General features: G+C 27.5%; 12 protein-coding genes, 1 tRNA gene and 1 pseudogene. 13 read left to right on the top strand and 1 reads right to left on the bottom strand.

All coding sequences use genetic code 4. The annotated features are described in order from the left end of the window. Window positions 1-257: 257 nt before the first annotated feature. The 6 genes from rplK to truA all read left to right on the top strand — a co-directional run bounded on the left by rplK (window position 258) and on the right by truA (window position 5,831). The gene (gene rplK, locus UUR8_RS03125; RefSeq protein WP_172601408.1) at window positions 258-719 is read left to right on the top strand and encodes a 50S ribosomal protein L11; all 462 of its coding nucleotides are present in this window, start codon (window positions 258-260) and stop codon (window positions 717-719) included. Between the two features lie 2 nt (window positions 720-721). Beyond that, window positions 722-1,411, top strand: a complete 690-nt coding sequence (rplA, locus tag UUR8_RS03120; RefSeq protein ID WP_004025539.1) for a 50S ribosomal protein L1 — start codon at window positions 722-724, stop codon at window positions 1,409-1,411. A 142-nt stretch (window positions 1,412-1,553) separates the two neighbouring features. Beyond that, window positions 1,554-2,438, top strand: coding sequence for an energy-coupling factor transporter ATPase (locus UUR8_RS03115; protein ID WP_004026062.1), 885 nt, complete (start codon window positions 1,554-1,556; stop codon window positions 2,436-2,438). Beyond that, window positions 2,426-3,727, top strand: coding sequence for an ATP-binding cassette domain-containing protein (locus tag UUR8_RS03110; protein ID WP_004026176.1), 1,302 nt, complete (start codon window positions 2,426-2,428; stop codon window positions 3,725-3,727). Before UUR8_RS03115 ends, UUR8_RS03110 begins: the two co-directional genes overlap by 13 nt. Continuing rightward, window positions 3,728-5,044 carry an energy-coupling factor transporter transmembrane component T gene (locus UUR8_RS03105; protein WP_004026080.1) on the top strand — a complete coding sequence of 439 codons (1,317 nt, stop codon included), beginning with the start codon at window positions 3,728-3,730 and terminating at the stop codon, window positions 5,042-5,044. A 61-nt stretch (window positions 5,045-5,105) separates the two neighbouring features. Continuing rightward, on the top strand, window positions 5,106-5,831 hold the full coding sequence (gene truA / locus UUR8_RS03100) for a tRNA pseudouridine(38-40) synthase TruA (protein ID WP_004025904.1): 726 nt from the start codon (window positions 5,106-5,108) through the stop codon (window positions 5,829-5,831). On the opposite strand, the gene UUR8_RS03095 is transcribed toward truA, so the two are convergent. Then, window positions 5,828-6,724, bottom strand: a complete 897-nt coding sequence (locus UUR8_RS03095; protein ID WP_004025770.1) for a DegV family protein — start codon at window positions 6,722-6,724, stop codon at window positions 5,828-5,830. The genes truA and UUR8_RS03095 overlap by 4 nt on opposite strands. Before the next feature lie 156 nt (window positions 6,725-6,880). Here UUR8_RS03095 and thrS point away from each other — a divergent pair, with 156 nt between their 5' ends. The 7 genes and pseudogenes from thrS to UUR8_RS03920 all read left to right on the top strand — a co-directional run. Continuing rightward, a complete protein-coding gene (thrS, locus tag UUR8_RS03090; protein ID WP_004025855.1) occupies window positions 6,881-8,623 on the top strand; it encodes a threonine--tRNA ligase in 1,743 nt (580 codons plus the stop codon). 60 nt (window positions 8,624-8,683) lie between these two features. Then, window positions 8,684-8,845 (top strand): 50S ribosomal protein L33, encoded by a 162-nt coding sequence (gene rpmG, locus UUR8_RS03085; RefSeq protein ID WP_004025771.1) that lies wholly within the window; start codon window positions 8,684-8,686, stop codon window positions 8,843-8,845. Window positions 8,846-8,855: 10 nt separating this feature from the next. Continuing rightward, window positions 8,856-9,929 carry an aminopeptidase P family protein gene (locus UUR8_RS03080; RefSeq protein ID WP_004025608.1) on the top strand — a complete coding sequence of 358 codons (1,074 nt, stop codon included), beginning with the start codon at window positions 8,856-8,858 and terminating at the stop codon, window positions 9,927-9,929. A 12-nt stretch (window positions 9,930-9,941) separates the two neighbouring features. Further along, window positions 9,942-10,017: transfer RNA gene (locus UUR8_RS03075), tRNA-Trp, on the top strand. A gap of 131 nt (window positions 10,018-10,148) precedes the next feature. Further along, window positions 10,149-10,544 carry a cytidine deaminase gene (cdd, locus tag UUR8_RS03070; RefSeq protein ID WP_004025572.1) on the top strand — a complete coding sequence of 132 codons (396 nt, stop codon included), beginning with the start codon at window positions 10,149-10,151 and terminating at the stop codon, window positions 10,542-10,544. A 30-nt stretch (window positions 10,545-10,574) separates the two neighbouring features. Then, complete coding sequence (locus UUR8_RS03065) at window positions 10,575-12,233, top strand: phospho-sugar mutase (protein WP_004025712.1); 1,659 nt, start codon at window positions 10,575-10,577, stop codon at window positions 12,231-12,233. Window positions 12,234-12,578: 345 nt separating this feature from the next. Beyond that, a pseudogene (locus UUR8_RS03920) lies at window positions 12,579-14,765 on the top strand (DUF1410 domain-containing protein); the annotation flags it as partial. Between the last annotated feature and the right edge of the window lie 198 nt (window positions 14,766-14,963).

The raw sequence follows: 14,963 nt of genomic DNA, 5'->3' as shown, positions 1-14,963 counted from the left end.
CAAACTAAAAGCACATGGGCAACTCGTACTTATTAAGTTAGCATAATTTTATTATTATAACATTTACGCATTAAAACAAAACTATTAATAAAAGCTGATAATTCCATATTTAGATTGCTTTTAAATGGGTCATGTAGTATAATTTCATACGTGTAGTAACTTACTTACACAATTTATTAGCATGTGGAAAAGTTTTAAACTTGTTAAACCACGTAGCGAATATCTTAAATTTTAACTTATAAAATAAGTAGAAAGAGGTGTTGCGTGTGGCTCCTAAAAAGAAAGAAGTTACAAGAATCGCAAAATTAAATCTAATTGGTGGACAAGCTAAACCTGGTCCAGCATTAGCATCAGTTGGGATTAATATGGCTGAGTTTACAAAGTCATTTAATGATAAAACTAAAGATCAAAATGGAAAAGTTATTCCAGTAATTATTACAGCTTATAAAGATAAGTCATTTGATTATGTTGTAAAAACAACTCCTGTGACATATTTACTAAAAGACGCTGCCAAAATCAAAAGTGGTGCAAAAGATCCTAAAAAACAAGTTGTAGCAACAATTTCAAAAGAACAAGCTTTAGAAATTGCTCGTTATAAATTAGTTGATATGACAGCATATGATGAAGAAGCAGCTTTAAGAATGATTGCTGGTTCAGCAAAACAAATGGGTATTGCAATCGAAGGCGTAAGTGCATATAAAGAAAAGAAAGGTAACTAATCATGGCTAAAATTTCTAAAAAATTATCTGCTGCTTATGAAGGAATTGATAAACAAAAAGCTTACCCTTTATTTGATGCAATTAAACTAGCACAAGAAAAATCAATTACTAAATTCGATGGATCAATTAATATTGCTGTTAAATTAAATTTAGACACAACTAAAGTTGAACAACAATTACGTGGATCAATCTCATTACCAAATGGTAATGGTAAAAATGTACGTGTTCTTGTTTTAAGTGAAGATATCACTAAAGAACAAGCTGCTGCTGTTGGTGCTGATTACTTTGGTGGTGCTGATTACATTCAAAACATTGAAAAAATGTTAAACCAAATTGATGTAATTATTACTAACCAAAAAATGATGCCATTATTAGCTAAATTAGGTAAAGTATTAGGACCTCGTGGTTTAATGCCTAACCCAAAAATTGGTACTGTTACAAACGATGTTTTAAAAGCTGTAGAAGAATTTAAAAAAGGTCGTATTGAATATCGTACAGATACTTATGGAAACATTCATATGAGTATTGGTCGTGTTTCATTTGAAACAGCTAAAATTGAAGAAAATGCTAATGCATTACTAAGCTTAATTAGATCTAAAAAACCAGCAACTGTGAAAGGTCAATACATTCAAAATATTGCTATTTCACCTACAATGGGACCTGGAATAAAAGTTATTATCAATAACAATTAATTAACATAATTTTATAATAAGACATGTGAAAGGTGTTAGCTAGCTAGCATCTTTTATTTGTCTATTTTTAATTTGCTTTGTAAATGTTTTAGTTAAAAACATACTATAATATATAAATACCTTTCCCTAAGGAGTTTATTAAATGAGTCAAAGTGATAAGAATACTCATAATTATCAAATTTCATCATTAGATAAAGTCATTAACGATTCAAGTGTTGCAGTTGAATTTGAAAATGTTTATTTTGCTTACACAGAAGAGCGTATGATTTTAAAAAATGTTTCATTTACAATCAATGATAATGAATATGTTTGTATTATTGGTCATAATGGTTCTGGAAAATCAACAATTTCTAAAGTTTTAACAGGATTATTAAAACCAAAAAGTGGGGCAATTAAACTTTTTGGAATTGAAATAAGTGCTGCGAATTTAAAATATTTAAGAAACAATATCGGTATTGTTTTTCAAAATCCTGATAACCAATTTGTGGGTATTACAGCTGAAGATGATATTGCTTTTGGTTTAGAGAATCGTAAAGTTCCACCTAACAAGATGTGAGATATTATTAATGATGCAGCCATTGCTACTGGAATTGAAGACTTATTAAAAAAAGAATCACTTGAGCTATCAGGCGGTCAAAAACAACGAGTTGCTATTGCTTCTGTTTTAGCAATTAATCCTAAAGTAATTATTTTTGATGAATCAACAAGCATGTTAGATCCTAAAGGAAAAAACGAATTAAAAGATTTAATGGTTTCATTACGTGATGTAGCTAAAAAAACAATTATTTCTATCACTCATGATATGGAAGAAGTTGTTAAAGCTGACAAAGTAATTGTTATGTCAAATGGCGAAGTTCAATACATTGGTACTCCACAAGAAGTTTTTGCTAATGAAGAACGTTTGCTAAAAATGCAATTAGACATTCCATTTACACTACGATTGGCAAAAACACTAAAAGATAAAGGATTAAAAATCGATTTAACTTTAAACAACGAGGAGTTAATTGAAAAAATATGCAAAAATTAATGGATACTTTTTTCAAAAAAAAGCTTAAGGTTCCGCGTCCAATATCTGATGACATTAGTGTTCGTGTTAAGAATTTATATGCCATTTATGATGAAAAGCAAGAAAACGAATTAGTTGCTTTAAATAATATTTCATATGATTTTAAAAAAAATAAAATCTATTTCATTATTGGTAATTCAGGGTCTGGTAAATCTACATTGGTTACTCACTTTAACGGATTAATGATTTCACGTTATGGTTTTGTTCAAGTTGGTGATATTGTCTCTGGTGATCATTATGATCTCGAACACCAATTATTAGGGGTTATTGATTCATATGATAAAAAGATCATTAATTTATTATGAAAAAACCAATTAGATCAATGAACTTTTTTAGTTTTATATTCTAATGAAGTAAATGTGCAACAAGCACGAATTTTATTTGAAGCGAATTTTAAACAAAAACCAGTTAGTTTAAAATTTATTAAAACAAAAAATAATCATGAATTAATAACTAATCCTTATGTAAGAGAAAATACTAAAATTGCTGTTGTTCGTGTTGACAAAAATGTTTTTTTAGAAATTAATGATAAGATGGATTATGATGAACTTCAACGTTTTGAGTTTATTAAAAAAGAAATTAAAACTAACTATCATTTATCTAAAAAACTAAAACGTTTTAAAGAATTGCGAAGACGAGTAGGGTTTGTTTTTCAATTTCCTGAGTATCAATTATTTAAAGATACAATTGAAAAAGATATTATGTTTGGTCCAATTAACTTAGGTGTTAAAAAAAGTGAGGCTAAAAAACGTGCTAAGTTTTATTTAAATAAGTTAGGCTTAGGTGATGATTATTTAGAACGTTCACCATTTGGACTATCTGGTGGTCAAAAACGACGGGTAGCAATTGCTGGAATCTTAGCAATTGAAAATGATATTTTAGTTTTTGATGAGCCAACTGCTGGTTTAGACCCTGCTGGTGAGCATGAAATGATGCAAATTATTTTAGATGCTAAAGCAAATAATAAAACGATTTTTGTGATTACTCATACTATGGAACATGTACTTGAAGTTGCTGATGAAGTGGTTGTAATGGATGAAGGCGAAATCATTAAAACAGGTACACCTTATGAAATCTTTTTTGATGAACACATTATTAATTCAACTTCAATTCAAGTTCCTCGTGTTATTGCAGTAATCAATGAATTAATTAAAAAAGATTCTAAATATGAAGTTTTAAAACAAAAGCAACCACGCACAATTGAAGAGTTGGCTGATGCTATTGTTGAGTTTAAAAAGGGAGGTAAATAAATGAGTGCTAATGCTTATGTATTCCGGCGTTCGCCAATTCATCGTTTAAATCCAGCGATTAAATTTATCTCTTTTATTTTATTAATTGCTATGATCTTTTTACCACTTGGTTTTTTTGCACAAATGATTATTGGAGTTTTTATTTTAATTATCTTCTTTGTTGCTAAATTACCTAAAAAAACATTATGAAATGTTTTTAAGTCGGTTATTATGTTGTTTGTCATTTTATTACTTATTAATTGAATGACCTATAAAGATCCAATTGCGATTTATAATATTACAGATCAAGCGAAAGTAATTTTAGGTGATAAAGATTGAATTAATGGTCCAATTAATAAAAACTTATCATTTAGTTTAATTTATAATGATATTTCATCAACGCATGTGCAAAATTTAGTTTCAAATATTTGGGGTGGGGAAATTAAAAACTACATTAGTCCCGAAATCATTAAAAAACTTATTGACAAACCAGATTATAATGTTGCTAAATTTTTAAGCGAAAACAATATAACTGTTAAAAAACTAGCAAGTACTTTTAATGCGTTAAATCAAGATGTTCGTTTAAATAATTATTATCCAATATATGGCGATGCTGTTTTAAGATCAGGTAAAGTTGAAGTTCCGTTAAGCCATTTATCATATTATATGTCAACTAATTTATGAAAAATTGAAGGCGTAAAATATCAAGGATTAATTTTATCTGGCGTTGGTGATCAATTAGGTAAAGCAGAAACAGCCTTATTTTATACAAGAAGTCCATTTGCTTTAAGCCCAGTGGCTATTCAATTAGCTATATATATTTCAATTAAAATTTTTTTAATGATAACTTTATCATCAATTTTAACTGCAACAACATCATCAATTGAGTTAACAAACGGTTTAGAAGATTTATTAAGCCCTTTTAAAATTCTACGATTACCAGTTGCTGAAGCTTCAATGATGATTTCAATTGCATTACGTTTTATTCCTTCTTTATTAGATGAATCAAAACGAATTTTAAATGCCCAAGCTTCGCGGGGAGTTGATTTTAATAATGGAGGAATGCTTCAAAAATTAAAATCATTAATCTCATTAGTTGTGCCATTATTCTCAATTGCTTTTAAAAAAGCTGAAGATTTAGCCAATGCTATGGAAGCACGTTCTTACAATCCACGTTATGCAAGAACTCGTTATCGTGCCTTCCCACTAAACTTAACTGACTATGTTTTATTTGGTATTTTGTGTATTCTCGTTGGTTTTTTAATATCATTAGCAGTGATTAAATTTTATTTTACTCCATTCGGCGCTTTTGAAGCGAGTGCGCTATTTGCTAAATAGATTTGATAAAATAACTTGTTGAGCAAGTTATTTTTTTATTATTAGATAAGGATTAATAGTCATGAATTATAAAATTAGTATTCGTTATGATGGAAGTTTATTTTATGGATGAGCTAAACAACCACAAAAAAGAACCGTGCAAGAACATTTAGAAACTGTTTTTAAAACTATTTTTAAAATTAATGATATTAAAATCATTGGCTCTGGACGCACTGATAGGGGCGTACATGCTTATGAACAAGTTTTTAGTGTTAATCATCATCAACTAAATTATGAACCACAAGTTATTTATCAAGCGCTTTGTTCACAAATTGATCCTGATGTTCAAATTTTAAAAGTTCAAAGTGTTCATGATACATTCCATGCACAACATGATGCGATTTCAAAAACATATCAATATATTATTAATGATTATGAATTTGATTTATTCAAACACAATTATGAATATTTTATTCATCAAAAAATTAATGATCAAAAACTATTAGAAGCCTTAGAATTATTTGTTGGTGAGTATGATTTTAAATCATTTTCAACAAGTGAATTACCACTAACAACACGAAAAATTAATTGAGTTAAAATTACAAGAAATACTCGTTTAGAAATTTATATTAATGGCAATGGCTTTTTAAAAAATATGGTACGAATGATCATTAGTGCTTGTATTGATTATGTTTTTAATAAAATTAGTTTAACTCAAATAAAAACATTATTAACTAATCCTAAAAAAGGTGCTAGCGTTAAACTAGCACCTCCTTGTGGTTTATATTTATATAAAGTTTATTATTAATGTTTTTTTTCAACATGTTTTTTAGGAATATTGGCCATTACTTGAATACCAAGCGCTCCTTTTCAAACATATACTAAAAAGATTGGTGGACCAGAACGAACAACAATTTTTTCTTCATTAATATGAAAATGATCAATTACAGCTTTTTTTAATTCTTCAATACGTTCGTTTGATAAACCTGCTTGTAAAATACATACTTTTTCAATTGTTTGATCGTTTAATTGATCATCAAAAACATGACTAATTCCTTCAAGAATTTTGTGGGGTGCAGAGCGAATATTTAATGCCATTCCCGCACGATGGTTTTTTCACTCAGCTTTAATAATTGGAGTTACTTTACTTAGTTTTAACATAGTTCCAATGATTTTAGGAATTCGACCAGAACGTACAAGGCCAGTGATATTTTCACATGCTAAAAAACTACTAGTATAATTGTGGTGTTCATCAATCATTTTGATTACACTATCAAAACTAATATTATTTGCTAACATTGATTTAATTTTGTAAACTAAATCTTCTAGTGAATAACCAAAATCTTCTGTATCAACGGCAAATAATCGATTCTCATATTCTTTTTCTAGATTTTTTGCGTTATTAAATTGACTACTAAAACCACTTGAGATACCAATGAAAATAATTTTTTCATATTCTTGTAACTTTTGTTCAATCGCTTCAATTAAAACACCATATGGAGTACAACTTGTTTGGAAACTATACCCATTATCAATGTCTTGATAAATTCGTTCTGGTTTTGATTCAATACCATCATCTACAATTAAAGTATGATCGCTTCGTAGAATAGAAAGTGGCAAAATCATAACATCATTATTTTTGGCTCATTCACGATCTAAGGTTGTTGATGAATCTGTCATGATTAAAAATGATTTTTTCATAACTTTCTCCTTACTTAATTATTTCAATATTAAAGTTTAAAAACTCATTATATTTTAGCAAAATATGGATTTTATAGACTTATTATCTTTATGTAAAGTTATATAATATATTAATGAAAGAAAATAATTATTTAAAAATATTTTATCGAGGTATTTATGTATAAGTTTGATCCAAAACTAAATCATAGTGCTGCGCATGTTTTAGCAATGGCACTAACAAAATTTTATCCTAACTTAAGTCTTGCAATTGGTCCAGCTATTGATGAGGGCTTTTATTATGATTTTAATTTAAATGATCCAAATACCTCAATCACCCCTATCGATTTATTGAAAATTGAAAAAGAAATGAAAAAAATTGCTGCTCAAGCATTAACTTTTGACTATGAACAAGTTAGCTATGAACAAGCAAAAGATTTATTTAAAAATAACAAATACAAATTAGACATTATTGAAGAAAATAAGAATAAACCACTTTCAATTTATCATTCAGGTAAATGATTTGATTTGTGTAAAGGTCCTCATGTTGAAAATACAAAAGAAATTAAAGCAATTAAGTTATTAAATATTGCTGGTTCATATTGACGAGGCGATGCAAATAATGATCAACTAATTCGTATTTATGGTGTTGCTTTTAATGACCAAGCCCAATTAGATGCTTATTTAGTTGATTTACAAGAACGTAAAGAACGTGATCATCGTAAAATTGGTAAAGATTTAAATTTATTTACTTTTAATAATTTAGCTGGTCAAGGTTTACCAATCTGATTACCAAATGGAACAATTATTAAAAGTCAAGTTCAAAAATTTATTAATGAAGTTGAATTTCAATTTAATTTTGACACTGTTATTACGCCAATATTAGGAAGTATTGATTTATATAAAACAAGTGGTCATTGAGATCATTATAAAGACAATATTTTTTCACCAGTTCAAATTGATAATGAAGTATTAATACTTCGTCCAATGACATGTCCCCATCATACATTAGTTTATTCTAATGAACTACGTTCATATCGTAGTTTACCAATTCGTTTAAGTGAACATTCAATTTTACATCGTTATGAATCATCTGGTGGATTAACTGGTTTTGAACGAGTGCGTGAAATGATTTTAGAAGATTGCCATGTATTCTGTCGTCCTGATCAGATTGAACATGAAGTAATTAATGCTTTTAAAATGATTCAAGAAGCACAAGAAGGATTAGGTATTAAAACATTTGAAATTCATTTATCTTTAAATGATCCAAATGATAAAGAAAAATACTATGATGATCCTCAAATGTGAGAACATTCACAAAATACATTACGTAAAATGTTAAAAGATCATAAAATTCCTTACAAAGAAATGGTCGGCGAAGCAGCATTTTATGGGCCAAAAATTGATTTCCAAGTTAAAACAGTTTTAAATCGAATCATTACAGTTTCAACTATTCAATTAGACTTTTTATTACCAAATCGTTTTAATTTAAGTTATATTAATGAAAACAATGAACAAAGCACACCAGTAATGATTCATATTGGAATCATAGGTACTTATGAACGTTTATTAGCGATCTTATTAGAACAAACTAAAGGTGTTTTACCACTTTGATTATCACCTGTTCAAGTAGTTATTATTCCTGTTAATGAAAATTTACATGCTGATTATGCAAAAGAATTAAATGCAAAATTACGAAAACACTTAGTACGTAGTAGTTTAGATTTACGTAATGAACGTTTATCAAAGAAAATTCGTGAGGCACAAATTCAAAAAATTCCATATCAAATTGTTGTTGGAGATGAAGAAATTAAAAACGATAAAATGGTAACTTATCGTCGTTATGGTAGTGAAGAAACAACAACAGTTTCTGTGGATGATTTTATAAAGGTGTTAGAAAACGACATCAGATCAAAAAAATAAATTAAATAATGTTATTTTTAATATAATTAATAGATTATTGTTCGAAGAGGTGAATATATAATGGCGATTAAACGAGGCGTTCGATTGCAATGCAATGAGAGTAAGAGTATTAACTACATTACTACAAAAAATGCAAAAAATAATCCAGACAAACTTTCTTTAAACAAATTTTGTCCTAAATGTCGTAAAGTAACAACTCACGTTGAAATTAAGAAGAAATAGGTATTAGATTATGAGTGATTTTAAGTTACAACAAGTTTTAAAAACAATTAAAGAACATGAAGCACAAGGCGTAGATGGCATGATTTTATTTTGCCCTTATAACCGTTATTGATTTTTAGAGTTTGCTTCAAGTGATGGTTTTGTATTTATTAACAAAGATGGTAAAGCAATTTATCTAGTTGATGCTCGTTATTATACAGCAGCATCTGAAGCTGTAAAAAATGCTAAGGTAATTTTATTAGCTCGTACACCACAAAAATCAACTTTTGATCTTTTAAAAGATGCAATGGTTGAATTAAATATTACTAATGCACTAGTAGAAGCAGATTATGTAACATTAAACGTACATGAAATGTTACAAAAATTAGTTAGAAAAACTACTCTTTTTACATCGGCTGCATTACGTGCTATTAAAACAGAAAAAGAACTTGAATATTTACAAAAAGCCGCTGATATTGCTGCTTTAACATGTAATTGAATTCGAGAACAAGATATTATTGGTCGAACAGAACTTGAAGTTGCAATGCTAGTTTCAAAACACATGTTAGAATTAGGTGGCGAACTAAATTCATTTGATCCGATTATTGCCTCAGGACCAAATGGAGGTTCACCACACCACCATCCAGGCAATCGTGTAATTGAAGATGGTGATATGGTAACAGTTGACATTGGTTGCACTTACAAAGGTTATTGTTCTGATATTACAAGATCTTTCATTGTTGGTAATAAAGCAAATCCCCAAATGCAAGAAATTTATGATAAAGTACTTGAATCGCAAACAGCTGGAATTGATTTAGTAAGCACAAAAGTAACTGGTCAAGAAGTTGATAAGTTATGTCGTGATATTATTGATAATTCTAAATTTAACGGCTATTTCACACATGGAACAGGACATGGTGTTGGATTAGAAGTTCATGAATTACCAAATACTAATGCTGGTAACCCTAATAAATTACCATTAAATGCTGTTGTTACTGTTGAACCAGGGATTTACATTCCAAATGTTGGTGGCGTAAGAATTGAAGATACAGTTGTAGTAAAAGATGGTCAAGCTTTAGTTTTAACAAGATTAGCTTATAAATAAAATTTAATAAAAAAGGGTATAGTTCAATTGGTAGAACAGCAGACTCCAAATCTGCGTGTTGCGGGTTCGAGTCCTGTTACCCTTGCCATTAAAAATAAAATGAAAACCATCATTCTTGATGGTTTTTTCTTATTTTTGCTTTTTATTAAAGGTTTAACCTTTTTTCAAAATGTTATAATATAGTGTTAAATGCTTATAATATTTGGAGTTATTAAAAATATGAAATATAATGATATTTATAAAGGATTAATAGAACTATTAAAGAAAAGTTATAGTCCTTATTCAAACTATCCAGTAGCAGCTTATGTTGATACTGATATCGGACTTATTCCTGGTGTGAATGTGGAAAATGGATCATTAGGATTAACTTCTTGTGCTGAAAGAAATGCGATTTTTAATGCAATTACAAATGGGGCAAAAGTATTTAAAACAGTTTATGTAATCACAAAAAATAATGGCGATATTGGCAGTCCTTGTGGCGCATGTCGTCAAGTAGTTTCTGAGTTTTTAAAAAAAGATGCAAAAGTTGTTGTTTTTAATAACGATGGAACTTATAAGGAGTATAGTGTCGAACAATTATTACCATTTGGATGAGATCCAAATGTATCTCTATAATTATTTACAATAAGAAGGGAGATAAAAATTATGGAAAATACAAACAAACTTTTTAATTGTTGATTAAATTCACCAAAAATTTCTCAAACAATTAAAGAAGAGTATAAAAATAAAACACAAGAAGAAATTGATCATATTTTTGATGAGAATTATCGTTTTAAATTTGGGACTTCGGGGGTACGCTGTATCTATCAAGAAGGAGCTCGTTATTTAAATGTGATAACTTACACTCAATTAGCATTAGGATTTATTAAATATTTAGAAACAAAAAAAAGTCCTAATAAAATTATTGTTATTGGTCGTGATAACCGCTTTGGATCACGTGAAAATTTAAAGTTAATTGCTGAAATTTTTAGTAGTTTTGATTATACTGTTTATGTAAATGAAGACTATGGCATGTTATCAACGCCAATCACTTCGTTTTTAGTAAATGAACTACAAGCGAGTGCTGGAATCATGATTACAGCTTCACATAATCCTAAAAACTATAATGGTTTTAAAGTTTATAATGCGAATGGTGCTCAACCATTAGTTGATGATACTAATACTATTGAGTCATTAATGCCATCATATATTGAAGCACTAAATTTTAGTTTTGAACCAAAGCAAGATAGTATTAAATTTTTAACACAACAACATCTTCAAACTTATTTTGATGCAGTTAAAGCTCAATTAATTCATACTAACCTAAATACTAAAAAACCATTTAAAGTTGTTTTTAGTGGTCATCATGGAACAACAACAAATGACATGATTCCTTTTTTAGAATCACTTGGTTATGACATGGTTAGTGTTAAAGAACAAAACTTTGAAGATCCTAATTTTAGTGATGATCCAAGTTCTAACCCAGAAGAACAACGTTCATTTGATTTAAGTATTGAATACGCTGATAATGCCAATGCTGATGTTATGATTGCATCAGATCCAGATGGTGATCGAATGGCTATTGCTGTGCGTCATCAAAATTATTGAAAATTTTTAACTGGCAATCAAACAGGTGTATTAATTGCTCATTATTTATTACATCATAAAAAATTCACTAAACCACCATATATTATTTCAACATTTATTTCAACACGTTATCCAGAATTATTTGCCAAAGATTTTAATTGTGATGTTTTATATGTTGATGTTGGTTTTAAAAATCATGGTAATTTAGTTGCTAATCGTAAAAAAACACACGACTTAGTTGTAGGTTTTGAAGAAGCAATTGGTTCATTGTCATCTGATATTAATAATGATAAAGACTCATATCAAGCAGCGTCTATTTTATTAGAAATGGTTAATTACTATCATGAACAAAATCTTGATTTATTCACTGTTCTAAAAAAAGAAATTTTTGCAAAATATGGCAATTGATATAGTAAAACTGCACAATTTGTAATTGATGGTGAAAATTGAAAACAAAAAGCACTTGCTATTTTAAATAATTTAAAAAATTTTGAGTTTAAAACAATTACACAATATACTATTCAAAACATTATTTTTCATGAACAAGGTTCTTATCTTGAATGAAAATTAGATGAATATTCAACAATTAAATTTAGATTATCAGGAACAGAACCTAAATTTAAAGTTTATATTGATTTATATGATTTTACTAAAGATCAAAATCGTGATTTTTATCAAGAATTAAAAGTTAAAGTCGAAGATATTTTAGATTTTTTAAAAAATTATTTAGATCTTTAAAATACTAATATAAACAAAACGACCCTTTTTTTGGGTCGTTTTTTATTATATTTATATATTTTTATATAAATAACATTTGTATATAATCATGTCAGTATGATTAAATTTACACAAAAGTAAATCAAGTGTTAAAATAATCATGTAAATTACTTTTAATTTATATTTAATAAATTCTTATAAAATATCGAACAAGATGGTATATAAGGAAAACATTTTATGGATTCGAGTTTAAAACGTCAAAAAAGAAGAAATAGAATGATTATTAGCTTAATTTTTGCTAATATTGCTTGAATTGGAATTATTACAGCTATTGTATTATGTTTAAAAAATAAAGAAAAAAATCATAAAAATTTTGTTGAAGAAGATCATAAAATTAGTCATCCAAGTTGAGAATACGATAAGGATGGTAATTTAAAATTCATACTAAATTAGCAGAAGATTTAAATAAAGACTTAAGACAAAAAGCTCAAAAAAATGGTAATGTAAAAACAGTTGTTGTTGATCAAGATGGTAATGAATATGAAATAGATACAAATGTTGGTCAAGACGGTAAAGTGGTTATTAAAACAAAGAATTTATCAAGTGGAGATTCTACAAAACCTAAAACATATACACTTAAAAAAGTTATTTTAAAACAAAATGATCAAGGAAATAAAGATTTAATCAATGAAAAACAGTTAAGTGGAGATAATTATACTTCATTCAAGAAGCCAACCGTTGTTGCTAAAATTAAGAAAAACAACGATTATGAAATTAGTTTTTCAAATCCTAATTTAATTAACAAAAAAAGTTAAATTAACTTTTAAAGTAGATAATAAAGATCATAATCTAAAAACAATTGAAGCGTTTGTTGATTCAAATAGTAAGGCTAATTTTATCACAAGTGATGATACAACTTTTGCGCCAAATCATAAATACACATTAACAAAAATAGCAATAAATGATCAAAAAATTGCAAATATTGATGAAATTCCATTACAAGATCGAGTTATTAATAAACAAAGAAACATTGTACTAAATGAACTACAAGTAGCAAATAATTCGATTGCGTGAAATGATAATGATAAAAAAGCTGACCAATTAATTACAGCAAAAATTTTAAACGTTAATAGTGATTATAATAATCGTAATGCTAAATTAATTTATGAATACAATTATCGTGGAACAATAAAAGAAGTTGAATCATCAATTTTTAAATTAGAGCAAAACAAGACAACTTATGATGATATTGTTTTGTCAGCAAATGTTCCTAATCGAAAATATACTTTTAAAAAAATTAAAGTTCAGGACGCTAAGAACCCCTTAGTTTATACTGATTTGAATATGAAAGATAATTTAGTAAATACATTTATTGTTCAACCATCAAAAACATGAATTGATTGAGTTCCACCAACTGATGAACAAGTATCAAACTATTATTTAAAAAATTTTAGTATTAAAATAAAATCAGATGATAAGGCTTTTGAAAATAATAAACGGGTACGTATTTCATTTAAATCACAATATGATAGTGATAAACGCAAAATCGAATACACTGGTAAATTATCACGTACTAGTGAAAATGGAGATGAAACAACAATTGAAAATATTCAAACAAAAGATCTTCTAGGTAACCGTAAGTATTATATTGAAAAAATTGAATTATTAGATGAGTTATCATATGCGAATAAAACAAATAAAATTATTTATCAATGCGGATCAAAAGCAAAATACTCATTTGATGTAAAAAAAGATTTTTATAAATTAGAAGGTGATGATAGATGATGAATACGTCCTTGATATGATTCAGTAAAAAATCAAGCGCATTTTAAATATTATGTTTATTCAACTAATTGATGTAAGAATGGATTTAAAAACATTAATGCTAAATTTAAAGTTGTTTTTCACAGAAATGATGGCACATCAACTGATGATGAATTAGTAGCTTCTAATTTAAGTTTGATTAAAGACGAGGAAAAAAATCAATATTATATAGAAGGAATATTAAATAATATAATAATAAAAAACCACTATCGTATAAAAAATATTTATGTTTCTAATCCTACAAGTGATAATTTGTTTGATGAAAACAATAACGAAAGAGTTAGTTTAGATGGTCAATACAACTCGGGATTTTCAAGTTATGAAATTGAATCGCAAAGTTCGTTTTTTGGTAGTAACGAAGGTTCTAGTATACATGATCAATATGTAATAAAAACTGATCAAGATAGTAAAAAATATTATTTAAGTTTAAGAATAGATCACAGATATCACGATAAGTACCTAAGGGCTGTTTTTGAATATTATGATTCTAAAACCAATAAGTATGAGTATTTATATACCACTCCTATTAAACTAGATTTTTTTAATAAAAATAATAATGGCTATAGTGTAGATTTTGAAAAGTCTAAAAATATAGCTGTTTGAAAGGGTCCAGAACGTATATTCAAATTTAAAGGATTTGAATATAGCGAAGATTTAAATAGTAATAACTGAAAAACATTTAAATGTAAAATGAATGCTAATAATTTGGGAATATTAACAATTAAATAAAAACAATTAGTGTAATCTACTTTTAGTGTAAGACTGGAGTAGATTTTTTTGTAACAAAATGTTTGATGAAAAAGTTAGTGATATGAATTTAGCTTTTTTAATGATACGTAAATAAAAATAATGATATAGATTTTTATTTATTGATTAATACTTAGAATCAAAAAACAAATTTAATAATTGAACATGTGTATTCGCAAT

Source organism: Ureaplasma urealyticum serovar 8 str. ATCC 27618, from assembly GCF_000169535.1.
GTDB lineage: Bacteria > Bacillota_I > Bacilli_A > Mycoplasmatales > Mycoplasmoidaceae > Ureaplasma > Ureaplasma urealyticum.
Note: the sequence above shows the minus strand (reverse complement) of the source record. Positions and strands in the feature narration are given on the sequence as shown.